Origin of the sequence: Paenibacillus polysaccharolyticus (assembly GCF_023714295.1) — a bacterium.
Classification (GTDB): domain Bacteria; phylum Bacillota; class Bacilli; order Paenibacillales; family Paenibacillaceae; genus Paenibacillus; species Paenibacillus polysaccharolyticus_A.
The window spans coordinates 183,346-207,691 of sequence record NZ_JAMAUN010000009.1; the positions used below are offsets into that span (position 1 = coordinate 183,346).

The window sequence follows — 24,346 nt, forward strand, 5'->3', positions numbered from 1 at the left end:
ATGATTCGTAAGATAAGTCTTTGATTTCGTATTACTAAACTAAAATAATTGTACCTCCCCCTCTTACTCTACTTCAAAAAAGGAGTGATTCTCATTGAAATCAGCAAGCCTGACTGAAAAGAAGGACGCCTATGAGAACGCTTTGCAACATATAATCCGGGATCTACCCGAATCCATCCAATGGTCGAATGACGGCCATTGGATTTGTTTTAAACCGGACCGATTAACACTTCCCCCACAGGGCTGGAAGATTCATTTATCGGTTGTGCCTATAGAGGGAGCCGAACTGCTACGAAGGATTGCACAGATTCTGACAACGTATGGTGTGATGTGGAAAGTCGTAAATAGTGGGCTGAAGTTAATTGAGGCATCCAATGGTTCTACACCGCTACCTCAGACAGGGAAGTGTGTGACGATCTATGCACGCAGTGATGAACAATTTATACAATTGCTTGAGGAGATGTATGCATGTACGGGGGATCTTAAAGGCCCCGCGATCCCTACAGATCGGGCTTACCGGGGAAGTTCATGTGTATTTTATCGCTATGGAGCCTTTGTAGACAGATTCTATTATGACCGTTTTTCTGGTGCAAAAGTGTATGCTATACAGAACTCGGAAGGTAAACTGGAGGAAGATCGAAGGACACCTGGCAGATACAAACCCGAGTGGGTAGATGAGCCGGAAGAACTGGTGAGCATACAAGCCGGATGGAAGAATGAAAATTTAGCAACGAGTAAGGCACCTGATTCCAGTAACAATGAGTTTGTAACACGAAAAATTCGTGTGAGACGTGTGCTCAAAAAGTCAGGTAAAGGAGGCGTATTTCTTGTCTCCACTTCCCGGAATGAGCAAGCTGTGATGAAAGAAGCGGTTCATCTCATGCGCGTGGATGGCGCCGGACGTTCTGCCCATGATTATCTGGATAACGAGTATCATGTGCTTGATCTGATGAAGGATACGGGGTATACTCCGCGGCCAATCGATCTGTTCAGTGTTGAACGGAATCGATATCTGATTCTGGAATACTTCGAGAGCATCAGCTTGCGCGAGTACATCCACCGCAGACATGTAGCTAACGATGGCAATCAGGCAGAGCTTTACCGAATCGGCTCAGATATTCTGGATATCGTGCAGGAGTTTCACGATAGAGGAATTGTCATCAATGATCTCACGCCGAACAACATTGTGGTGTTGCTTGACGGAAGTGTGCGATTCATTGATCTGGAGTTAGCCTATGTGAAAGATAACGAAAGTCAGGTAAAACCATTAACAGGGCACACGCCTGGTTATGTGCTTCGAGGAAGAGAGCACAGTCAGCGATCGGAATACTCCGATGATCTTTACGCGCTGGGAGCCGTTTATTATTACATGGCAACCTCCATGGACCCTTATTTGAAATACAGACAGTCTCACCTGTCTGCTGGACAAGCCTATTTGGACAATCTCAATGATAGACAGCTTCTTGGGCTGGGAAGTCTGGGGATCGAGATCATGTCTGCACGATATAATGATTTATCTGAAATACGTGAACAGCTAATACGTATGTGTGAACAAGCTAAGGGCGATTTAACAGGGAGCGAGCAATCTTCGCGAGCGAATGAAGCAGGCATGACGGCAGAAGAAGTACTGCATCAAGCCGAGCTTATGGCTAACAAGTTGGTTCAATCCCTTGATTTGAACAATGCTCACCAACTTTATCCCGAAAATAGCATGAGCAAGATGTTCCACCCGGCTAATTTCAACTTTGGATGGACGGGGATGGCCTACGGTTTTCATCAGCTTGGGCAGATTACGCAGAACAGAAAGTATCATCAGTATGCACGTGAAGTATTGGAGTGGATATTGAATCATATGCCTTATGTTCCCGGAGAAACGCCAGAAAGCCTGTATTTCGGTTATGGGGCTGTTCCTTGGGCACTGGCACAGACAGCGGATGCGCTGGATGATAAACCGTTACTTCGCATTGCTGAAAATCTGGCCTTGGAAATGACAAGACATGACCCGGTTCAAACCAATATCAGTCATGGAGCGGCAGGTTTAGGATTAATGCTGACGGAGGTACATCATCTTGGAGGTTGTTCCGAACTTTTGACGAGGGCTGATGAACTCGGTGAAATGATTTTACAGCAGGAAAAGCGAACAGAAGACGGGCTGAGCATGTGGGAAGTGAAGGACAAGTCGGATAAAAAAAGCCACCACTCGTATGGGTTTTCGCATGGTATTGCAGGGATCGGTTATTTCTTGCTTGCTTTAGCGAAGCAGACGGGGAAGGGCGAGTATTATTCGGCGGTGAAGCGCATTGTGGACACGCTGGAACATTCGAGTTACGAAGGCAAGAATGGGGTGAGGTTATGGCCTGCTTCCCCCGAAAAGCCGGATGCTCTCTGGGTTCATTGGTGTAATGGTTCGGCGGGTATAGGACGGTTCTTACTGACTGCAGCCGAGGTTCTGCAAGATCCGGTATGTTACAGACTTGGTCAGCAGGCCGCAGATGCGGTAGCCCAGTCGACCATTTTTGCTTCTTTCGGCCAGTGTCATGGGATCGCGGGTAACGGTGACTTTTTGATCATGGCCAATCGGAGTTTCCCTGGCAGATACGAAGCCAAATTGAAAGAGTATACACAGAGTCTATACATGCTTCGCAGTGATGTGCAGGAAGACTTTTGGATGTGGCCACTGGAGGATATGGAATCATTTTCTCCAGATTATATGACAGGATACATGGGAATTTACTCTTTTCTGCTTCGTCGATTTTATTCTGCGGTTTCTTATGAACCCATGGTATATTCAGGCTTCGACCAGACCAGGGAGGAACAGGTATATGATGCAAACATCCATAGCTGATATCCTGCCACAATGTCAGCATGAACCCGGCAAGGTCGGGGGTCGATACTATGCCAGTGAGCCTGGGAAAAGAGAAACGATCTCTTCCATGCTGTTGATAGATCATGGGGAAGGTCAATATATGATGGATTTATGGAGTGAAGCTTCATCTCATGCATATTGGGAAGGACAGATCACATCCTTACTGGATACGTTGTCCTACTCCTCTATATATGTAACTGTACCCGCCTCGTTTCCATGGGAAAGGCTCGGGTATAAGGCGGATGTGCTTGCCCATCGATATCGCTTTTACGGTGATCTTAAGCACATTTCTGTTCCGGTTATGCCGGACCTGAACGGGAAGTGGTTGCCTGCAGAAGGGCAAGAGGAAGTTATGGCTCATTTGCTTCAAAGCAGTGATCCAACCTGCCCCGGAATCCAAGCTGCTCGCAAGGCAGTGGATGAAATCTATGAAGGGCTGTATGGACGTTTACTGGAAGGGTCGGGACTTGTGGAACTGGAAGGAACGAAGATCGGAGGCTGTCTGTTAAGTGATGAGTTTGATAGCATCCTTCTGTCACATATATTCACCATGCCTGCGGCAAAACGCAAGGGCTGGGCACGGTGGCTTGTTGCTTATGCTCTCCATCAGTGCAGTTCCGACCCGGAAAAGCAGATTAAGGCTTCTCTTGATGCAAACAATCAAGGGAGCTATCGCTTGATGAGTGCATTGCCTTTACAGCAGGTGCCTGAACTTATACATGTATGCCGGATCAGGAAAGAGAGGGAGCCCTCATGAAACCTGTTTTGCTGGAAAGTACGGACTATCATGATCTGAGAAGTACATGGTTTCGTGCGAGCCACGAACCAGGGTTATTTGTGGTTGAAGGACGTTCGGATATTGTGCAGCAAGAGCTACGCAAGTTAAGTATGCATTGGCAGGATCAGGCGATTCGCCTTGTGCTTGATGATGCGTATCACACGTTGCCATTCATTTATCAGTTGAACCCGGTTCACCCGATTGATGATCTGGTGGCATGCAAAAATGCATTGCTCCGATTCCATCGAGCCGGCTGGGCACCGGGGCCACGGAAATGGATCTTGGTTGAGGTGGTCTCCGGTCTGCATCCTGCAGATTTGGGAGCCATACATCATCTGCTCTATCGTCAAAAACTAAAGGACGTAAGCGTATTGTTATTTTTTCATCAATATCCCGTGAGTGTTAACCTTCCCCAACATGTATCGAGGCTGGCTATTTCTCTGGTGAGAGATACACCGGAACATACCCGGCGTTTGTTAAATGAACAGCTGCGAATGGCTGGTAGACACGATGAAGCGGAAGGTAAACAACAACGTAAAGCATTGGCTCTATATAACAGGCTGGCCTGGATTTTGTTGTGCAAATCGGATAATCACCTGCGGTACAGGGCTTGTTTTCGCTTTTTTAGTCAAAACGCCATATTCCAACAATTATCAGCTTCGCAGCAGGCCATTCTATGGTTTGAACTGGGTCAGTTATTAACCAAAAATGGGGATGATTATGACGCGGCAAGAGAATGTTATGCTCACGCTCGGGCCGTTCTGGAGCATGAGGAATTGGCCGAAGTTTATCGCATTGGAAAAGAGGCGGCACTAGACAACGGTGAAGCATTAATTGAGATGCAGGAAGGCCACATCTCACGTGCAATTGAACTGGAGAAGCGAGCCGGGATGCGTATTCGTGAGCTTCCTCCAGGGCCGGATCGGCATGTTTTTCAGATTCAAACGGCTCTAAATATTGCAGGGTTGCAGATCCGGGCAGGACTTCTCATGGATGCCGAGACGACACTAATAGCTGGCGAAAAGCTCTGTACAGGTGTGTACTCGGGTTGGCTCGGGCATATACTTCAATTAAAAATGTCGGTATATCAACAACTCGGCGAGCAGGAGTTAGAATACCAGATGTTGATTCAAGTGTTACGGATGAAGACGGGTTCAATTCCTTCCAAATTGTTGCAACGTTCAATCGAAATGGCTGGTGTGCTCATCCAGCAAGGGGAAGAGGAACGTGCTGCGGAGGTGTATCGTCTTCTGATCGCGGGATTGCCAGCAACCAATCTGAAGCAAATCCGTTTGATCCGGCAAGCGTTAAGTAGTTTGGGAACAGAGAGTCCCGCAGCAACGGCCACACAGCATCAGCTTACGCTCAAGCTGGAACTACAGCTTGATACCTGGGAGCAATTCAAGTATTGGCATGAGGGGAGGGAATCCGGTTGGACAATCCATTCCTGAACCGAATGAGTGTGAACCGGGAGCGGACAAGCATGGTCTTGTGTTATGACGACCAGACATGTGAATGGTGTGAGCTTGACGATGCTGGCAATGTTCAAGGTGTGCTTTGTTTTTCCGATCATTGGACAGAACGGGGCCAGACTGTACAGTATGTTCAATTCATCGGAACAGACCAAGTGGTGGCAATCATCCTGGAGAAGACGGAGAGATGGATTTATGTCTTCCAAAAAGAGCGGGAGCACATAAGCATGATTCAAACGCTCTCTCTAAAATTACCGTTTCCGGTGATGCAGTTTGCCCGGCAAGATGAACAACTCCTGCTACTTTTTGCCGTTCGGCATCGTTCAGGAACGGTGCAGATCGGGCTGTACGATCCCGTAAAGCAAAAAGCCGAGTGGGTTACTCCAGAACTGGATAACCCGCAATTTGTGTTTTGGGCCAAGCCTGAGCGAGAGATTGGTGTTAATGTAGGCGGGGTTGGCAGAGTATATTTTTACGGGAAAGATACCGAATCATCTCGGGAAATTCCTTATCAGGAATATGCTTATCCGGTGATGGACAAGCAAGGTGATCAGATTGCTGTCTGCATTCCGGCGGGAGATGGTTTTTGTCCTGGCTGGATGAGCGTTCAGGAGCATGTTGTTCAAGGTAGTCTGGAGCACAGTGAGCCGTTCTCTGAGATGATTCGTATCCAGCTGGATGTGGATCGACAGCATATCTTATGCGAGGGAATAAGGCGTGGTAAGTGGCAATACGTTCAGTACACGCTGGATGGAACAAAGACATTTGAGCTGTGTGACTATCCCGGAACGTTAACGCAAGCGGTTCACAGCAAGGACAAGCAGAGTCTCATAGGTAAATTCGAGTCCATTACGACTGCCCCGGTGCCCGCCAGATATAAAATATCTGAATCGTTTGGTGACATTACCCCACTTTCGGTCAGGCATGGGGATGCACTTGTGAGTAATCTTGTACAGCAACCGGAGACCAAGTACAAACACCTGCGTTACGGGAATGAGTTCATTCCTTATATGGATATCCATCCGGGAGGTGAAGGACAGGCAGTCATCTATCTGCACGGCGGGCCTCATAATTGCCTTCTGGACAGTTACAGTCCGGTTATTGCGCGTTTATGTGAGGCTGGTTTGCGGGTGATTGGGCTGAATTATCCAGGTAGTTCAGGATTCGGTTCTAAATATAAGCATCGTATTCAGAATGATTGGGGCGGTGTGGATGCGGATGTTATTCGGATTATTCGAGAGCAGGTCTTGGGTTCCTATTCTGCGGTTTCACTGTACGGCGTCAGTTATGGGGCTTATTTAGCGCTGTTAGCGGCAGGTAGAACTCCGGAACTGTGGAGCGCCGTTGTGGCTTGCGCACCGTTTACGGACTTAAGTAGCTTGTATGCGGGTGGTGGGGCGAAGCTAAGATCGTTTTTGCAGATGGAAATCGGAGGATTGTTACAGGATGAATCCGCACTGCGGGAGAGAAGCCCGTTAACCTATGCGTCTGGATTGTGTGAAGTAGATCTACAGCTTGTGCATGGCCGGAATGACCAGCTCTGCCCAGTGGAACAGACGGAGCGTTTATATAAGGAGATATTGAAATGGAAGGGGCATGTAGAGGCGGCCGATAGGCAACTTGAGCTGCATATCATAGATGATCTTCAGCATGAGGTGTATGCGGAGCGAATCTGGGCGGAGAAGGCAGTTCATTTTCTAACCCGAAACAGGGTAACTCAGCCAGGGTAAACAACTAAGCCCAGATGAAGAAGCTATGATCAGATAAACAATTTGAATTGTGGAAGCCGCTCGTGCGGCTTTTTTGGCGTACATGGAATTATTTAAATGATAGAAGAGGGGCGTAGAGGGATGATAGAGAGCAGGTGGAGAAGGGATCAGGAAGAGATCTGAGATAGAGCGGGTTAGGGAGGTGGAAGAAAAAAATTATAAATTAACCATGTGTGGACGAAATAGGAATGCTCGGCTGAGGTATTGGTAGCTTTCTCGGCTAGGTGTTGGTAGCTTTAATGAAGATTCGAGTTTACAAGTATGTCTATCCGGTTTAAGATGGCGTGAGCCGTTTAAGGTATATAACAACAGGATTAAGTATTAAAATAACGGTATAGCTGATTAGATGACATCGATAGAAAAGAGGGATTCAGATATGAAAGTAGCGATTTTTGGAGCGACCGGAGCGATTGGTAAGACGATTTTGTGGGAATTGATGGATCGTGGGCATGAAGTGACCGCGGTGGTGCGTGATCCTTCCAAGGTGGAGATGGTGCATGAGCGCTTGCGAGTGGAGCAGGGAGATGTGCTTAACCCGGATCAGGTTGCTGATTTTGCAGCGGGACAAGAAGCGGTAGTAAGTGCTTACGGGCCGAAGTTTGGCGAGGAAGAAGAATTGCTTGAAGTAACACGTTCACTGATTGAGGGTGTACGCCGTGCGAATGCCGGACGTCTGGTTGTTGTTGGCGGAGCAGGCAGTCTGATGACCGACTCAGGTGAGATGCTGATGAATACACCTGGTTTCCCCGAGGAAATCAAACCTCTCGCACAGGCTCATGCGGATGCTTATGGGCTTCTGGAAGAATCGAACATCCACTGGACGTATATGAGTCCGGCAGCAACGATTACGACAGGGCGGAGAACAGGTCAATTTCGGATTGGCATGACTCGTGTCATTACAGATGATCTGGGCGAAAGCAGCATTTCTGTAGGTGATTTTGCCGCAGCTTTGGTGGACGAACTGGACGATCCGCAATTTGTTCAAGCGCGATTTACGGTGGGGTACTAACCGAGGATAGATAAGCAAATGGGATAATTATAGATGTGACAGATAAGCCCTTGGCACAAAGTGAGTATGAAGGTGCATTGCTAAAGGCAGGACACTGGAACGGGACAAACCATGAGTGAGCTGAGAACCAATGAGACATAAATGGATTGAAAACTCGTAAGGCACGAATGATCGGAAAACGAGTAACACACGATAGATAGGTAAACTAATGGCAATGGAAAACTTATGAGAATGGAATACCCATGAGTGTGATGCTCTAAGCAGTGTTATTCATAACGCGACCCGGGGAGGGATGAGTGTTGTTTATCGTAACCGCTGATCAGATGCGGGCTGTGGACGAGTATACGATTCAGCAGCTTGGCATTCCTGCGGCCAGTCTGATGGAGAATGCAGGCAGAGCTATCGCCGAAGAAGTTATCAAGCTGTGCCGGGAAGGGCAAGAGGATGGCAGGCGGGATGATCGTGGCTGGGGTGAAGGCGATCATGCTGAAAGTGATGAAGCACGGCACAGAAACATTGGTGAGGGTGGGGGTAGCTGGCCTGATCGCGGCCAGCGGAAAGAGGCGTGGCAGGCACACACCGGGCCCGGCGACCGCGTAGGTTACTGGGGCGACATCATCGCCGATCCGGCGCTGGTAATGGCGCATCCCGGTGATCAGCATTGGTACATGCTGATCGGCAAGGGCAACAATGGCGGCGACGGTCTGGTTGCGGCGCGCCATTTGGTTGAAGCGGGGCTGGGCGTGACGCTAGTCTATGCCGATGCCCCGGAGGCACTGCGGGGCGAAGCCGCAGTGCAACGGGATGCCGCCGCGAAGCTCGGCATCCCTGCCGTTGTCCACGGGCGCGAAGCCGTGGACTTTAGCCGGTGCACAGGCATCGTCGATGCGCTACTGGGCACCGGCTCGCGGGGGGCGCCGCGCGGAGCATACGCGGCGCTGATTCGCGCGGCGAACGACAGCGGTAAGCCAGTCGTGTCCGCGGATGTGCCAAGCGGGCTGGACGCCGACACTGGTGAGGTGTACGAGCCGTGCATTGAAGCCCGGGTAACTGTATGCCTTGCGCTGCTTAAGCGTGGTCTGGTACAGTACCCGGGCGCTTCTGCCGCGGGGCGCATCGTTGTGCGCGCCATCGGCATTCCCGCACGCCTTGCGCCAGAGCATGGCCCCTCGGTCCGTTTGCTAACGGACGAGGTGCTTCGGGGTGCGCTGCGCGTGGACACAGGCCGTCGCCGGGCGCCGGACGGCCATAAGGGCACCTACGGCCATGTATTGCTGGCCGCAGGAAGCATGCCGATGAGCGGCGCTGGCCTGCTCTCGGCCAAAGCCGCGCTGCGCGCAGGTTGCGGGCTCGCCACATGGGCGCTACCCGCGGCACTGTTGCCGCATGTTATCGGCACCGTGCCCGAGCTTATGCTCGCCGCTGCAGCCGATGGCGCCAGCGGCGAATGGAACGCGGCTTCCGCCGCAGCGGTGCTGCGCCTTGCGGAGAGCCGCGACGTGCTTGCGACCGGCCCGGGCCTTGGTCGCTTCGAAGGCGACACCGACTGGCTGCGCCGTCTGTGGCAACAGACGGATCGTCCGCTCGTCATCGACGCGGACGCCCTCAACATGCTGGCAGATGCAGGCCCAGATGGGCCACGCACCTGGGGCCAGCGCAGTGCGGCGACCATACTGACGCCGCACCCTGGCGAGATGGGCCGACTGCTGCGCATGTCGACCCCTGAAGTGCAGCGTGACCGAATTGGACACGCTGCACGGTACGCCCGCGAGCAGGGCGTGACCCTTGTGCTCAAAGGAGCACGAACGGTCATCGCAACGCCTTCCGGCGAGGCGTACATCAACACCACCGGCCACGCCGGCATGGCAACAGGCGGTGCCGGAGACGTGTTGACCGGCATCATCGCCGGTCTGCTTGCTCAAGGGCTAGGCGCGGAACAAGCCGCCGCGTTCGGTGTATACCTGCACGGACAGGCTGCCGAACGGGCAGCATTGCGGCGAGGCGATCCATCTTCCTTGCTGGCAGGAGATATTATCGATGCACTGTAAAGGTATGTCGGAACCAAGGTGCAATATCATACAAAAGCACCAGCCGAAGCACCAACGTTTTAAAATCTCCTACATTAAATCATGAACATATCAAAAAGGAGCCCCATCCAGACATGGCAGGCTCCTTTTGATATGAAGTCAAACTATTAAAAATGTAAGAACATCACAATATCGCTACTTTTACGAACGTTGCTACAGTATAAACCCGTCTCAAGAACTTACCTATCGCATATTTCGTCCGCTCGAATTATGGACCTGAATGTTGCTATTGCACATACCGTCAACCCGTCTCAAGAACCTACCTATCGCATATTTCATCAGCTCGACTCATGAACCTGAATATTGCTATTGCACATCCCATCAATCCATCTCATGAGCCTATCCGTTGCACTTTTCCGCCCAACTCACCACCTAACTATTGCACATACCGCCGGCTCAACTCATTAACCTACCCATCGCACAAATTCTATCATCCCGACTCACTAAGATAATCTACTACCTATCCCCAGTGTTGACCAGGCAACGTTCCACAGTGCCCATCCCAATTGTTCAGGGTGAACATTTCTAACGATCATGAGAAACCTTATTGGGCACGTATTCACCCGTTTTATTTTCTAACGATCTCAGGGAACCTTATTTCAACCATTTATGATGAAAAGGAGACATTTTCCTCCATTTTGGCCCAAATAAGCTCTCTGGGGATCGTTAGAATTTCAAACGACCCAGAATCATGCAAATAAGCTCATCTGAGATCGTTAGGATAAAATTTAATTTTCACTCACCTTTCGCTCACATAATCCTCATACTCAGCGTGCATATATACTGCAGCTTCATTGATTACTTTACTACAGGTACACACATCTCATGGACTCCTCTTACAGACGGAAACGCTGGAGTTCCTGATGCATTTCAGCACTGATATCACGAAGTGACTTGACCTTGATACTGGCTTCGGAGAAAGAACGTTGTTGTTCTGCGGTGGAAGCAGTGATCTCTTCACTGCTGGCTGCAGATTGCTCGGTGATGGCACTGATGTTTTCAATCGCCTGTTGCACCTGTGAACTAAGTTTGCTGGAATGTGACATGTCCTCTGCAAGCTGCTGAATGCCTTCGCTGATGCGCTCCACACTCTCACGAATCGCCGAGAAGGATTGTTGAGTCTGACCGGTGGCGTGCTCCTGTTCCCCAAAGAGCTGCATGCTTTGCACCACGGAACTTTTTACTTTTTCCATCGAGGCTGTAATCTCGTTAACGGCGGCATAGATATGTTTGACCGATTGAGCAGACTGTTCCGCCAGTTTGTTCACTTCACCTGCCACAACAGCGAATCCGCGTCCGGCTTCCCCGGCACGTGCAGCTTCAATGGAAGCGTTCAGGGAGAGCATGGTGGTTTGCTTGGCAATCTCGGATACATATCCCGTCATCGTTGTAATGCGAGCCGCGCTCTCTTCCAGCTCCAGCACGGTCTGTTCCACTTCGGACATGGCATGGCGATTTACTTCGGCGAGTCGCAACTGTTCTTCAATCGCCTTGTTTCCCTCTTCCACTGTGGTTAGAACATCGCGTCCATCCTTGGCAGATTGGGCTGTGGCCTCCAGATTATGGTTAAAGGTAGACTGCATCTTGTCTACGACTATAACCGTTTCGCTGAGATCTTCCGCAATTTTTTGACTGCCAACGGACAGCTCTTCTGTGGTACGTGACACCTGCTGTACGATGGCTTGCACCGTATCATTACCGCGATCAATATCCTGAGCCATCTGATCGACTCGCTGCCCCGCCGTGTCAATGGATTGGATGATTCCGCGAATATGATTCGTCATTTGCCCAAAAGAACGGCTCAGATCATCCAGTTCATCTTTCCCCCGAGGTTCCGGCAGCGTTTGGGTCAGGTCACCACTGGCAATATGCCCGGCAGCATCCTTGATCAGACGAATACGCTTGGCTATCTGACGTGATGTGTACATATTAAAGAGCATGACGGCGATGAACAAGAGCGCAGCCCCGCCAAGAGCAATCTGCCATGTCTGCTGGATGTCACTCTCCAGATCGAGCGTATATTGAGTGTAGCGTCCCCGCGTTATCTCATTCAGTGAGTAGATATCATTCTGTATGCCTCGAACCCTTGCACTGTAACGTTTTGCTTCAGCACTATCCATGCTGCTCATCGCTTGGGTTGCACCCTGATCCAGTGCTTGCAGCTTCGTTTGAACCGTTTGGATGAGCTGTAGCTCCTGATCCGTTTCCAGCAATCCACCTTTGAGTTCCTTAATCATGGCTTGGCCTTCTTTTAAAAGAAGCAAAACAGCTTCCTGATTGCCGGCAGTCATCGAGAAGGAATAGACATCCAGTGCCTGCTGGGTCTGAATCTGGTTGGAGTTCAGCTCGCTTACCTTGAGCATCGCAGGTACCAGATTTTGATTTTTTGCATTCATGCTAAGCAATTCCATAATAATATAAGCGACCAGCGCAAGGCATAGAAGCAGTGAGATCAGAGCATTGACAATAAGTTTTCCCTGTAGTTTCATATGCGAGCCTCCTCGAATCTTGGGTTATGGATTCACTGTGATTTTGATTTGACCCGAAGAAATTTTGGCTTTCAGATCATCGAAAGTCCGCTGTTGTTCATCACTCAGCGTGATGTTATGCAGTGCAGTTAAGCCTACAGCATTCTCGGCGAGACCCTCTACGATTTCCTTTTTCGGGAAGGTATGTTTGTTCTCGATAAACGACTTCACGGCGTTATAAATGGAGACATCTACATTTTTCAGCATAGATGTAAGAATTGCTTTTTCCGCCAAAAAGAATTGATCCGTATCAACACCAATGGCGTATTTGCCGAGGGATTGAATCTCATTCAGGGCGCCGACACCGGTAAGACCAGCGGCCACATAAATTACGTCGGCACCTTTCTCCCGAATCATTTGCTCAGCGAGTTGCTTGCCCAGATCGGCATTTCCAAAATCACCAGCATAGACGATATCTACTGCAGCTTCTGGATTAACAGCAAGCACACCCTGTTTGAAACCCTGCTCAAAATTTTTGAGCACCGGAATTTCCATCCCGCCCAAGAAACCGACATGTTTCTCCTTGGAAGCCATGCCTGCGATCACACCTGCCAGATAGCTGCCTTCCTCCGCGCGAAATGAAATGGAAGCGATGTTAGGAAGCTCAGAGGTACTGTCAATTAAAAGGAATTGCTGGTCCGGATATTTGGCAGCAACCTTCTCCATATCTGCTTGAACGGTATCGCTTAAACCAATAATAAGATCGAACTTTTCTTGGGAAAATTCCTCAAACGCTGCTTCTGCAGTCGAATCTTTGCTTGGTTCACGATAGTCAAAAACAATGCTTTTCTCGTCTCTCGCCTTGACCAGTCCGTTAAAAGCCGCATCATTAAAAGATCGGTCTCCCAGACCGACCTCTGTAAGTACAATTCCCACTCTGGTCTTTACGTCAGTGGTTGCTGTTTTAGAGCCGGTTGAACAAGCAGCTAACATGATCAGTGTCAGAGCCAGAAGCATGGTGAGCCCTAAACGGATGAACATCGTTGTTTTCATGTGAAATGCCCTCATTTCTGTAAGTTTCTTATGTAATAATTCTGGAAATATACTGGAAGATGGATGAACCCCAATCATCTATACAACGAGTTTTTCCCTTTATCTATATCGGCGAAAAAAGCCGTTTTTTTACGATCTCTAATGAAAATTTACAGAAATATAAATCTATTTCATGAATTATACATAGTTTTTACAATTATGTTGTTTAATCATTCTTATAAGAACTTATAGGCTGATAGTGAAAGGTACCGAGTAAAAAAATGTTAATAGCTAGACAATTCAAAATGATTAGAGTGGGGATTTAATTGATAAACGGTGTAAACTCTTTTTCTTAGGTTCAGAGTGAGAAAGAGATATATGTAGATTATTGTACTTTTATGTAAATAAAAGCAATATAATTACTTTTATTGTCGAAAGTATATACAAATTAACACAAAATATTGTATAAAATAAATAGCTCTGAAATAAAAGGGTTATAATCCAAATATTTAAATATAAGTGATTTGGAGGATTTTTTCTGTGAAGTTTAAAAAAACTATTGCATCTACTCTAGCTGCGGGAATTTTAATGGGAGCCTTATCTGTTCCAGTAACAGTTATGGCCAGTCCAGCTCCTGTGAAAACCGTTTCTATTTCAAGTTCTACACTAAATGGAAGTAGTGTTTCGACAATACCTTCCAGTAAACTACCAAACACAGTAATTGTGACTCCAACTGCTCAAAATAATGGAGATGTAAGTACACAAAACCTCATTTCTAACGTTATAAAAAAAGCTATAACCTCTGCATTACGTTATGGTGGAGATTATTTAGGTAAACTTCTTTCAAAACTTAGCCCTAGTGCTGGAAACTATGTAACAAAATATTCTGGCAAAATCGCTGATTTCTTAGACTCCATTACCAATTGGCAAGAAAATATTATTGCAACTGGCCTTGTGGGAATTGGAGTACCACCAGCAGAAGCATATGAGATCGCAAAATACATCGTTTGGTTGGCAGGACTCTAAAATTAGTTATATTTCATTAAATCAAGCAAAAATATACTTTACTTCTAATGAAGTAAAGTATATTTTTATTTATATAAGGTATTTATACTAAAAAATGGATTTATAATTGGAGGAATTATGAATTTAACACACTGGATCATCATCATCATACTACTTTTAATTCTCTTACTTGCTCTAAACTGGATAATCAATTACATGAGTGGTAAAGAAAAGGAAACCCCGCCTTCTCTTAAGGTTAAGATATGGCTTATTCCTTTATTAGCTTCTTTGATCATCATGCCTATGATAATTTTTATAACATTGTACAGTTTATTTTTTTATAGCTTCGAAAAAGTTAGTAGTTTTATTCATTTTGATCAAGTTGGAGATATTGTTGTTTTTTCAGTGCTTATCATTATTGGATTTCTTCTTTTCGAGACTTTGGTTCATCCAGTAATTATTACTATCTTAAATTATGGATTCAAGAGACAGGTTTCTATATATACTCGTAATGCGATTACACTTGTCATAGATAGCATAATTATCTACATTTTAGCTTCAAGTTTTAATGGTATATATATATCTGATTACTGGTCTGCACTCTCCATAGCGGTTTTTTATCATATTATCGACTGGGGATTAGTGCTAATCTTGAAGATTGTGAAAAAAATGAAAAACAAATGAGGCAGATACTAAATGAATTCTATACAGTAAAACCTCATCCCTAAAAAAAGAAACCTAAACACTTTAGAACGACTAATAGTGTTTAGGTTTCTTTTTTTAGTCTTTTTATCTACCACGCCGCAATCGAGCCGTCCGTCCGACTTTCCGTTCCACCGCATAACACACCTGTATCCGGGTTACGCCATATGATCTGCCCCCGTCCGAATTGGGACGAATCCAGCTCGGTTTGGATATGATGTCCTCTGCGAGCCAGCGCTTGGGCAATGTGAGGAGGGAAGCCTTGCTCGACCAGTATCGTTTTGTCTTTAATCCACTGCCAGCGAGGTGAATCGAGAGCGGCTTGCGGATTCAGATGATGATCAATCGTATTCATAATGACCTGCACGTGACCCTGAGGTTGCATAAAACCGCCCATGACCCCGAAAGGTCCGACCGCTTCACCGCCTTGGGTGAGGAATCCGGGGATAATCGTATGATACGTGCGTTTACCCGGCTCCAGTGCATTCGCATGTTGTGGGTCCAGCGAGAAGTTATGTCCGCGGTTCTGGAGTGCAATGCCTGTACCTGGCACAACCAGCCCTGAACCAAAGCCCATATAGTTACTCTGGATAAAAGAAACCATGTTGCCTTGGCCGTCTGCCGCAGCCAGATAAACGGTTCCGCTTCCGCGTGGATCGCCTGCCTCGGGCGCACGTGCGGTATCCCCAATCAGCTTGCGCCGTTCTGCGGCGTAGGCTTCGGACAGCAAATCTTCCACGGATACGCCCATTTTTCGTTCTTCCGTAATGTATTTTTCTCCATCGGCAAAAGCCAGCTTCATCGCTTCCAGCTGTCGGTGATAACTGAGGACGGATTCCTTCTCGGCGAAGTCGAATCCCTTCAGTAGATTGAGTGCGGATAGGGCAATGAGTCCTTGCCCGTTCGGCGGAATCTCCCATACATCATAACCCCGGTAGGAAACGGAGATCGGATCAACCCATTCCGGCTGAAAAGCCTTCAGGTCATCTCGTGTCAGGTAACCGCCGTGTTCTGCCATAAAAGCATGAATGCGTTCCGCCAGTTCTCCTTCGTAAAAGTCTCGCGCTTCGCTCTCGCCAATCCGGCGCAACGTGGTCGCATGGCCCGGCGAGCGCCATAGTTCCCCCGCCGCGGGTGCACGCCCGCCAGGGGCAAACGTCTCAAACCATGCACGCCCTGCTTCCGCATCGCCCTGGCGTGCATAGACCTCGGCTGCCCGTGCCCAGTGGCGGGCCAGCCCCGGCGCAAGCGGATAACCTTCCTCCGCATAGCGGATGGCCGGTTCCAGCACTTGCGCCAGCGTGAGCCGTCCAAACCGACGGCTCAGCTCCGCCCAACCCGCCGGTGCGCCAGGCACCGTCACCGGCACAACCCCCAGCTTCGGCATCTCCGTATAGCCTGCCGCCTGTAGCGCCTCAATCGAAATGCTCTGAGGCGCAGGTCCACTGGCATTCAGGCCATGCAGCTTGCCCTCCGTCCAGACGAGGGCAAAGGCATCGCCACCAATGCCATTGGAGGTCGGCTCCAGCACGGTGAGTGCTGCCGCTGTGGCGATGGCGGCATCAATCGCATTGCCGCCTTGTTTCAACACATCCAGACCAGCCTGTGCAGCAAGTGGCTGCGACGTAGCAACCATGCCTTGCTTGGCGTATACCGGCACACGGTACGAGGAATAAGGTTGGTAGAGGGGATCAAAGTTCATTCGTCAATCAGCTCCTTGTCACGAGATGTCAGATTCCGTTGTTTAACCGGAGTATAGCTTCTAACCCTTTTCGCAACCGACAAGCCAATCTCCTGCCAAAACATCCAAATCCAACCTGACATCAAGGGGCAAGAACATAGAATATAAGCAAAGCCGTTTGAATGTACACATACTCATGCCAGTAGCTCTTAAGTTGTCACCATATCGCCGCCATTGACATGGATACATTCGCCCGTGACATAGGAGGAATCGCGTGAAGCCAGATAGACATAGGCTGCAGCTAGCTCGTAAGGTTGACCCGCTCGGCCCATGGGTGTATCGGTGCCGAACACCTGCACATCTTCAGCCGAGAAGCTGGCAGGAATAAGCGGAGTCCAGATGGGTCCCGGAGCCACGGCGTTTACACGGATGCCTTTGTCAGCGAGCGATTGGGAGAGAACACGGGTGAGGGAGACGACAGCGCCTTTGGTCGATGAATAATCAATGAGTCGCACATCACCTTTGTAAGCTGTAATGGAGGCGGTGTTGATGATGGACGCCCCTTGGCACAGATGGGGAAGGGCAGACTGGATCAGGAAGAAATACGAGAACACATTTGTTTGAAACGTATGATAGAGCTGCTCCTCGGTGATGTCGACAATGCTTTGCTGTACATACTGTACGGCGTGGTTGTTGGCCAGTATATCGATTTTCCCGAACGTTTCCATGGTCTTGCGAATGACGGCTTCGCAGTTTGGTTTTAGTCGCAGATCCGTCTCGATGAGCAGGCAGCGCTGCCCCAGCTCCACGATTCGGTCTCGTGTCCATTCCGCGTCCGTTCGTTCATATAAATAAGCGATCACAACATCTGCACCTTCTTTGGCAAAAGCAATCGCCGCCGCCCGACCGATACCACTATCGCCGCCTGTGATAATCGCAACTTTGCCTTGCAGTTTGCAACTGCCAATATAAGCAGGGTCTTCACTGATCGGTTCGGGCACCATCAGCGATTCCAGACCGGGCTGCTGATCCTGATGCTGGGGCGGAAAAGCTAACTTCTGTGGTTTACATACCGTCTTCTCACCGTAAAATGGATAGACAGGGTTCATGGTTTGCATATCCTCCTCGAACGTTCCTTGATAAGCCTACCCTATGCATTCATCCCGAAAAAGATGCAGTTTGGCCGTGCTATAAGCTTGTGTTCTACAGAAAATATATACCATAATAAGGGAGTAACCCTTTAATTTTGATGGAGGTGTCAGGAGCCCTATGAACATTCAGGGAATTAATCATTTGTGCTTTTCCGTATCGAATCTGGAGCGATCTATTACGTTCTTTGAGCAGGCTCTCGGTGCCCTAATTCAGGTGAAAGGACGCAAGCTGGCCTACTTCGAACTGGCGGGCCTTTGGATTGCTTTGAATCAGGAGGATGTGCTTCGGAATTATACGGAAAGAACCTACACCCATATAGCGTTTACGGTAAAAGAAGAAGAGTTTGACGCTTCGGTGGAGCAGTTAAGAGCCGCAGGTGCGGACATTATTTCCGGAAGAGCGAGAGATGAACGGGATGGGAGATCGGTTTATTTTACAGACCCGGACGGGCATCTATTTGAACTACATACAGGCAGCTTGAAGAAGCGGTTGGACTTTTATCGTGAGGCTAAACCGCATATGACCTTTTATTCATGAGGTATGTACAAATCAAAAAGAAAATGGAATTAAAGCTCACATATCTATTGTGAAAACAATGGAATAAACGATAAACTGGACAAATGGAACCTTAATTTACCAATGTTAAATTCATGGGTTTAATCTTAAGGAGGTTTGTCATGATTCAGTTTCCGAAACCGGATGTAGAGCAGTATTTTCAGACGTATCGTATTTCGCATTTTGCCGTATCAGCGGATGAGAAAAAGTTGTATATGGATAGCAACCTGAATGGTCAGCCGAATATTTGGGCGATGGACTTGCCGGGAGGGTATCCGTACCCACTGACGTATTTGAACCAAAGTAGTCAATTTATTAAGGCTGATCCGCAGGGACGTCATCTTCTTACCGCTTTTGATCGGGATGGGAACGAAAACTATCACCTCTATGCGTTGCCACCGGAGGGGGGAGTTCCGCTTCCGATTGTCCCAGCTGATCCGAGTGACCGCTGTTATTATGCTCATTTATCTGAGGACGGAAAACGGTTATATTATAACACCAGTTCAGGCAATCCGAATTATATGAATGCACGCCTTCGTGACCTGGAGACTGGGGAAGATAAGCTTTTGTATCAGGGAGAAGAGGTAACCAGCAGCCTGATTGCGGTAAGTCCCAATGAAGAAGCCTATGTTATTTTGAAAATGTACTCCAATACGTATCAGACCGCTCATCTTCACCGGAACGGGGAATCTCATGCCATAGTGCCGGTTACGGAGCGGCAGAGTCAGGTTCCATATGTTCTATTTGCAGGTAATGATCGTTTGTTGCTGATTACCAACGATAATTCGGCATATGCCTATGTAGCGGAGTATGTCATAGATACGGGAGAATTTCGTGCACTGTGTCATATTGAGGGTGAAGATGTAGAAGAAATCCGCTGGCATGAGGCGTCTGAAACGTTATTTATCTGGACAATGACCGGGCCGGAGTATCACATGTATGTGCTGGAAAAAGATGCTGAAAAACCTCGCCGCATGGACATGCCGCTCGATACGATCGAACAGGTGAACGTGACTAAATCCGGTAACGTGTACATTCTTGGACGCGGTGCTGTGCAACCGCATAATATCTATCGTCTTGTTGCAGATGCTGAGTCATGGGAGCCGTTAACAGCCAATCGGGTCACAGGTCTGAATCCGGACGATCTCGTATATCCTGATGTGGTAAGGTACAATTCCTATGACGGACTAGAGATTGAAGCGCTGTTGTTCAAAGCCAAACCGGAGAAAGCGAACGGTTACAGCGTCTTCTGGCCGCATGGCGGGCCACAGGCATCCGAAGCCAAATTTTTGCGTCCGATGTTTCAGTTGTTGCTTGCACAAGGGTATAATCTCTTTGCTCCGAACTTTCGGGGGAGTACAGGATATGGTGCTGAATTTGTAAAAATGGTTGAGCGAGACTGGGGCGAAGGGCCGAGACTGGACTGTGTTGCAGGTATACAGTGGTTATTTGATCAAGCCATCAGCTCACCGGAACGCTTATTTGTAGTAGGTGGCAGTTACGGAGGATACATGACCCTGCTGCTTGCAGGCCGTCATCCGGAGCTGTTCCGCGCAGCCGTCGACATCTTTGGCCCATGCAATCTGTTCACCTTTCTGGAATCTGTACCGGAGGATTGGAAGCCAATGATGGACAGATGGCTGGGTGATCCGGTACGTGACCGTGAACGCTTAACCAAGGATTCCCCGATTACGTATCTGGATCAGATGGTAAACCCGATGCTAGTCATTCAAGGGGCTAACGATCCAAGAGTGGTCAAGGCTGAATCCGACCAGATCGTAGCCGCACTGCAGGAAAAAGGTGTAGACGTCGAGTACATCGTATTGGATGATGAGGGCCATGGTTTCTCCAGAAAAACGAATGAAATTTTAGTTTATCGTAAAATGGTAGAGTTTTTGCAAAAGCATCAAGAGACTCCTGTTGCACAGGTTTAATTCGAATGATTTGATCACCATAGAATTCAGTGGATCATTCATGTGAGTGCGTCATTTGAATTAGCATGTAACATGGGTATTATATAGGAAACATAAAATAGCCAGTGATCCTTAGGATCACTGGCTATTTTCGTATCGAGTTATCACATCAGGGGTCGTCCACTACTATGGATTCAGATCAACGGGGAGTTCAGTCCAGCAAAGAGAGTACCTTCTCGATATACTGCTCTGCCCAGGGAGCAAAAGGTAGATCAGCTTCCCAGTTCACTTGTCCGGTCGCCTTCGCTTCACCCCACCATAGAATACGTTGATACAATAGATGAATCAGAAGGCGTGAACGAAAATGTTTACATTTTTCCACATCGTCTGCACAGACGTTTTCCCGGTAATGATGAAGAAATCTCGCGGCCAGATCAGGCCTGTCTTCCCGGAGGTATCTTGCGGTTATTTTAGTCAGATCGGCTGTGCCATCGCCGAAATAAGCAGTCGTAAAATCAAATAATCCACTGATTCTCCAAGAGGATGCAGGCGGATCTGTTTTTTGGATAAGAAAGTTCTCAACTTTGAAATCTCCCATGACAAATTCATGAACCGTCGAGACTAAAAAAGCAGACTCGGACTGTCTCAATTGCTCATCCACCCAGCTTACATCATCGTCAGTAATCACGGAGTACTTCTCCGCATCATGCAACCAGTGACGGATGCTTCCGTACAGCCAGTCCAGATACGAGCCGGCAAAAGGCATGATTTTGTCTGCCACTGGATCGTATTCTCCGGCATCCGGAACTTTCCAGTGATGCAGTTCGGCTAACGTTTCAGCCAGTACATCTGCAATGTCTTCATGATCTTGTGAAGTTAACGTTGTTTGGAAAACAGGATCATACAGATGGTTTCCAGGCAACTTGGGCATGATTACGTAACTCCAACCCAATAGCTGCGTGTCTTCCTGAATCTGATAGGGAACAGGAACAGGGATGGTAGTGCGCGCCGCCAGTTGCTTCACGAAAAATTGCTCTTCTTGAAACTGTCCGTTGTACAACGGATTGCCCTTCAGAATAAACTCACCTTGCGTAGTTTGAATAAACAAGGTTTGCCCCATCACGCCTTCAGCTGTCCGCTGGAACTGGACTAACACTCCGAGATTGAAGTGATCCAGTGCCTTCTGCAGACTGTGTTCCGTGACATGACCGAGACTATTGGAAGCAAAGTAAATGCGAGTCGTCATAAAAGGGCTCCTTATCTTCTGTTTAGTCCAGCTCCGCTCTTGAAAACAGGTCGAGAATAAGATCACGTTGCTCACATGCCTGCTTGAATCCCAGAATAAAGGATATGAGAGCTTCTTTGTCATCTGTATAGGCACAGAACATATCCGCTTCCGGATCGAAACGAATAACCGAAGTCAGATGAGGCATCTTTTCTTCAAGAAAGACAGATGCGAGGGAGGCCCAATCGTACCCGCCACCTTCGAAACCTTCATCTGCGCGTGAGTCAAAGACGTCCTGAAGATATGTACCTGCATTGAGAATCACGGAATAGGAATTGGTTCCCGCATCAATGAACCTAAAAGGGGCAATGGCTTCTTTAGAGAATGTTGACACGCTTTGGTTCTCAGTGAATACAGCAGTAATTGCTTGTTCTTCATCAAGAGAGTCAGAGCCATCCTCGTCAAGCAAATTAAAATCCTCTTCGTCCAGCAAACCCCGAATGAAAACTTCGAAATTCGGTGCCAGATAAGTAATTTCATAATCGCTTTCCTGATCCACATGAACAACACAAGGTTCGCCTTGAGGGCCGCAGAAGCGATAGTCCAGCATGACGACATCATGACCGGCAGACGGGCAATCACAGATGACAACCCCGAGGTCAGGGTATCCCCAGTCTTCGATCATAAAGCGACTGCCGAACTCTCCACCAAGGGAATACATCTTATCCCGTCCAATACCCAAGATGCTTGTAATGGCGATATGATTCTCTGCCCAACTTGTACCTTCTTGGGTCGGAAACGTTGTGCGCGCAGGAAAACCGCCATTTTGCGTTTTCATTAGCTGGATATAGGAAGCTGGCAGTTTGTAGCCGAGTTCCTGTTCAATGGATTGAATTAATTCCTCGTCAAAAGGAGAAGACACATGGTTATCTTGCGCATAATCGCTATACCGCCAGAACGTTGCGGGATCGTATGTGCCTGAAGCAACCTGAAGCTGGTTTAGTGTTCCGCTTTGCTCCCACTCTGCCTGCTCCGTCTCCCAGCGAATGCGATCCCGATCCATTTTAGCTGCTTTCGGGCGAATCCAGTCCAGGTATTCCAGGGTAGACTCATCATTGGGCTCAAGTCGATTCGCTTCTTCAAAAGCTGCCTGTGCCAGCTTGTATTCAGCGACGTAACAGTAGGCATAACCTAACCGGAAGTGCCATAACGGGTCTAGTTGGCCTTGTTCCTTAACGCCTTGTAATAGTTTAATGGCTGTGCGATACTCTTCCAAATTGTTATATGCTCTTGCAAGCTGTCCGATCGTTTCGGCATCCTGCTCGGATTCGGGTAATGCCTCAATACGTTTAACGATGAGCGCATAGTCTTCCTGTTCATGCCAAACATTAATCTGTTCCAGCAACTCTCTATCCATGATTAGACCTCATTTCATCGTGAAAGAATAGGAAACTCTACCCACTATTTTACAAGGTTTAGAGACAAAAAAACACTCTCTCATACGGGTAGCCGTAAAGCTTCCCAGCATGAGAGAGTGTGCAGTGTTAGACGTTATTCTACAAATCGTCAAATCCGTTATCGTCGCCGACTTTACCGTAGTTACGGGATTTGGCTTCGAAGAAGTCCGTTTTCGTTGCGTTCAGCGCTTCGTCGGAGAAAGGTTTGATCCAAGGCATGCAGTTCACGTCAACGCCTTCATATGCCTTTTCCATACCCATCAGACGCAAGCGTTTGTTCGCTGTGTATTTGATATAGTCTTCCAGCTCGTTCAGGTCGATGCCGCGAACGTTGCTGAGTGTATAATGTGCCCAGTTCGTTTCCAGCTCAACTGCGCGGTCAATCGTTTTGTACACGTAGTCCATGTTTTCTGGTGTGTTCAGTTCAGGGAAGTCCACGAGCAACTGTTTGAATACTTCCGCAAAGAAATAGCAGTGCTGGTTTTCGTCCCGCTGGATGTACGAGATCATTTGGCTGGTTGCCATCATTTTCTGGTCACGAGCCAGGTTATAGAAGAACGCAAATGTACTATAGAAGAAAATACCTTCGAGAATCAAGTCAGCAACCATCGCTTGGAAGAACGTCTGTGGAGAAGGGTTGTCCCGGAAGCTTTGATAAATATCCGCGATGAAACGGTTGCGGTCCAGCAACACCGGATCATGTTTCCAATATTCGAAAATCTCTTTCTGCTCCTGATCGGAAACGATGGAAGACAGAACGTAGGAGTAGGATTGGTTATGCACAACTTCCTGTTGTCCGATGATCGCCGAGATCGCTTCAAGGGAAGAGTCGGTAAAATAACGTTTCACGTCACCAACAAACATCGTTTGCATGGAATCCAGTACAGCTAGCAGGGAGATGTTAATTTTGAACGTACGTTTCTCTTCTTCGTCCAGTTGGGCAAATTGGGAAGCATCCTTGGACATCGGAATCTCGTCAGCGATCCAGTGGTTAAGCAACAATACTTTGTACAATTTGTACATATGAGGCATACGAATGTCGTTCCAGTTCAGGATACCCGAGCATTCACCTTCAATAATACGTGTCGATTGGTTAGGCGCTTCGGTATTGAAAATTTTCTGTACTTGCATAATCCGTTCACTCCTTGAATGAATTTACACTATATAACAACGAT

17 protein-coding genes are annotated in these 24,346 nt (G+C 48.0%); 10 read left to right on the forward strand and 7 right to left on the reverse strand.

The window, feature by feature from the left end; translation table 11 throughout:
- Positions 1 to 94: 94 nt before the first annotated feature.
- The 6 genes from M3629_RS20440 (at position 95) to M3629_RS20465 (ending at position 9,942) form a co-directional block, all read left to right on the forward strand.
- Entirely contained in the window at positions 95 to 2,845 is a 2,751-nt protein-coding gene (locus M3629_RS20440) for a lanthionine synthetase LanC family protein (RefSeq protein WP_251509807.1), read from the forward strand.
- On the forward strand, positions 2,823 to 3,623 hold the full coding sequence (locus tag M3629_RS20445) for a GNAT family N-acetyltransferase (protein WP_251509808.1): 801 nt from the start codon (positions 2,823 to 2,825) through the stop codon (positions 3,621 to 3,623). Before M3629_RS20440 ends, M3629_RS20445 begins: the two co-directional genes overlap by 23 nt.
- Positions 3,620 to 5,095, forward strand: coding sequence for a hypothetical protein (locus tag M3629_RS20450; protein ID WP_251509809.1), 1,476 nt, complete (start codon positions 3,620 to 3,622; stop codon positions 5,093 to 5,095). The genes M3629_RS20445 and M3629_RS20450 overlap by 4 nt, the downstream gene beginning before the upstream one ends.
- Entirely contained in the window at positions 5,077 to 6,846 is a 1,770-nt protein-coding gene (locus M3629_RS20455; RefSeq protein WP_251509810.1) for an alpha/beta hydrolase family protein, read from the forward strand. Before M3629_RS20450 ends, M3629_RS20455 begins: the two co-directional genes overlap by 19 nt.
- Positions 6,847 to 7,261: 415 nt before the next feature.
- The gene (locus tag M3629_RS20460) at positions 7,262 to 7,894 is read left to right on the forward strand and encodes an NAD(P)-dependent oxidoreductase (protein WP_251509811.1); all 633 of its coding nucleotides are present in this window, start codon (positions 7,262 to 7,264) and stop codon (positions 7,892 to 7,894) included.
- A gap of 299 nt (positions 7,895 to 8,193) precedes the next feature.
- Complete coding sequence (locus M3629_RS20465; RefSeq protein ID WP_251509812.1) at positions 8,194 to 9,942, forward strand: NAD(P)H-hydrate dehydratase; 1,749 nt, start codon at positions 8,194 to 8,196, stop codon at positions 9,940 to 9,942.
- A gap of 875 nt (positions 9,943 to 10,817) precedes the next feature.
- Here M3629_RS20465 and M3629_RS20470 read toward each other — a convergent pair.
- Positions 10,818 to 12,470 carry a methyl-accepting chemotaxis protein gene (locus M3629_RS20470; RefSeq protein ID WP_251509813.1) on the reverse strand — a complete coding sequence of 551 codons (1,653 nt, stop codon included), beginning with the start codon at positions 12,468 to 12,470 and terminating at the stop codon, positions 10,818 to 10,820.
- Positions 12,471 to 12,494: 24 nt separating this feature from the next.
- Complete coding sequence (locus tag M3629_RS20475) at positions 12,495 to 13,502, reverse strand: BMP family lipoprotein (RefSeq protein ID WP_251509814.1); 1,008 nt, start codon at positions 13,500 to 13,502, stop codon at positions 12,495 to 12,497.
- 519 nt (positions 13,503 to 14,021) lie between these two features.
- Here M3629_RS20475 and M3629_RS20480 point away from each other — a divergent pair.
- Together M3629_RS20480 and M3629_RS20485 are read left to right on the forward strand one after the other, a co-directional pair.
- Complete coding sequence (locus M3629_RS20480; RefSeq protein WP_154985266.1) at positions 14,022 to 14,507, forward strand: hypothetical protein; 486 nt, start codon at positions 14,022 to 14,024, stop codon at positions 14,505 to 14,507.
- A gap of 195 nt (positions 14,508 to 14,702) precedes the next feature.
- Positions 14,703 to 15,170: a hypothetical protein gene (locus M3629_RS20485; protein WP_154985268.1), complete on the forward strand. Its 468-nt coding sequence runs from the start codon at positions 14,703 to 14,705 to the stop codon at positions 15,168 to 15,170.
- 109 nt (positions 15,171 to 15,279) lie between these two features.
- On the opposite strand, the gene M3629_RS20490 is transcribed toward M3629_RS20485, so the two are convergent.
- Together M3629_RS20490 and M3629_RS20495 are read right to left on the reverse strand one after the other, a co-directional pair.
- Positions 15,280 to 16,890 (reverse strand): gamma-glutamyltransferase family protein, encoded by a 1,611-nt coding sequence (locus tag M3629_RS20490; protein ID WP_251509815.1) that lies wholly within the window; start codon positions 16,888 to 16,890, stop codon positions 15,280 to 15,282.
- 188 nt (positions 16,891 to 17,078) lie between these two features.
- Positions 17,079 to 17,978, reverse strand: coding sequence for an SDR family oxidoreductase (locus tag M3629_RS20495; RefSeq protein ID WP_251509816.1), 900 nt, complete (start codon positions 17,976 to 17,978; stop codon positions 17,079 to 17,081).
- A gap of 160 nt (positions 17,979 to 18,138) precedes the next feature.
- Between M3629_RS20495 and fosB the strand changes: the two genes are divergently transcribed.
- Together fosB and M3629_RS20505 are read left to right on the forward strand one after the other, a co-directional pair.
- Complete coding sequence (fosB, locus tag M3629_RS20500; RefSeq protein ID WP_251509817.1) at positions 18,139 to 18,558, forward strand: metallothiol transferase FosB; 420 nt, start codon at positions 18,139 to 18,141, stop codon at positions 18,556 to 18,558.
- Positions 18,559 to 18,698: 140 nt separating this feature from the next.
- Positions 18,699 to 20,510, forward strand: a complete 1,812-nt coding sequence (locus tag M3629_RS20505) for a S9 family peptidase (RefSeq protein WP_251509818.1) — start codon at positions 18,699 to 18,701, stop codon at positions 20,508 to 20,510.
- A 190-nt stretch (positions 20,511 to 20,700) separates the two neighbouring features.
- On the opposite strand, the gene M3629_RS20510 is transcribed toward M3629_RS20505, so the two are convergent.
- The 3 genes from M3629_RS20510 to M3629_RS20520 form a co-directional block, all read right to left on the reverse strand.
- A complete protein-coding gene (locus M3629_RS20510) occupies positions 20,701 to 21,735 on the reverse strand; it encodes a phosphotransferase family protein (protein WP_251509819.1) in 1,035 nt (344 codons plus the stop codon).
- A 22-nt stretch (positions 21,736 to 21,757) separates the two neighbouring features.
- Positions 21,758 to 23,131 (reverse strand): Imm51 family immunity protein, encoded by a 1,374-nt coding sequence (locus M3629_RS20515; RefSeq protein ID WP_251509820.1) that lies wholly within the window; start codon positions 23,129 to 23,131, stop codon positions 21,758 to 21,760.
- Positions 23,132 to 23,270: 139 nt separating this feature from the next.
- The gene (locus M3629_RS20520; protein ID WP_090918646.1) at positions 23,271 to 24,302 is read right to left on the reverse strand and encodes a ribonucleotide-diphosphate reductase subunit beta; all 1,032 of its coding nucleotides are present in this window, start codon (positions 24,300 to 24,302) and stop codon (positions 23,271 to 23,273) included.
- Between the last annotated feature and the right edge of the window lie 44 nt (positions 24,303 to 24,346).

Coding starts and splice junctions, on each gene's coding strand:
- M3629_RS20505 (WP_251509818.1), top strand. CDS start 18,699: ATGATTCAGTTTCCGAAACCGGATGTAGAGCAGTATTTTCAGACGTAT.
- M3629_RS20460 (WP_251509811.1), top strand. CDS start 7,262: ATGAAAGTAGCGATTTTTGGAGCGACCGGAGCGATTGGTAAGACGATT.
- M3629_RS20510 (WP_251509819.1), bottom strand. CDS start 21,735: ATGACGACTCGCATTTACTTTGCTTCCAATAGTCTCGGTCATGTCACG.
- M3629_RS20450 (WP_251509809.1), top strand. CDS start 3,620: ATGAAACCTGTTTTGCTGGAAAGTACGGACTATCATGATCTGAGAAGT.
- M3629_RS20445 (WP_251509808.1), top strand. CDS start 2,823: ATGATGCAAACATCCATAGCTGATATCCTGCCACAATGTCAGCATGAA.
- M3629_RS20490 (WP_251509815.1), bottom strand. CDS start 16,890: ATGAACTTTGATCCCCTCTACCAACCTTATTCCTCGTACCGTGTGCCG.
- fosB (WP_251509817.1), top strand. CDS start 18,139: ATGAACATTCAGGGAATTAATCATTTGTGCTTTTCCGTATCGAATCTG.
- M3629_RS20470 (WP_251509813.1), bottom strand. CDS start 12,470: ATGAAACTACAGGGAAAACTTATTGTCAATGCTCTGATCTCACTGCTT.
- M3629_RS20515 (WP_251509820.1), bottom strand. CDS start 23,131: ATGGATAGAGAGTTGCTGGAACAGATTAATGTTTGGCATGAACAGGAA.
- M3629_RS20485 (WP_154985268.1), top strand. CDS start 14,703: ATGAGTGGTAAAGAAAAGGAAACCCCGCCTTCTCTTAAGGTTAAGATA.
- M3629_RS20475 (WP_251509814.1), bottom strand. CDS start 13,502: ATGAAAACAACGATGTTCATCCGTTTAGGGCTCACCATGCTTCTGGCT.
- M3629_RS20495 (WP_251509816.1), bottom strand. CDS start 17,978: ATGAACCCTGTCTATCCATTTTACGGTGAGAAGACGGTATGTAAACCA.
- M3629_RS20520 (WP_090918646.1), bottom strand. CDS start 24,302: ATGCAAGTACAGAAAATTTTCAATACCGAAGCGCCTAACCAATCGACA.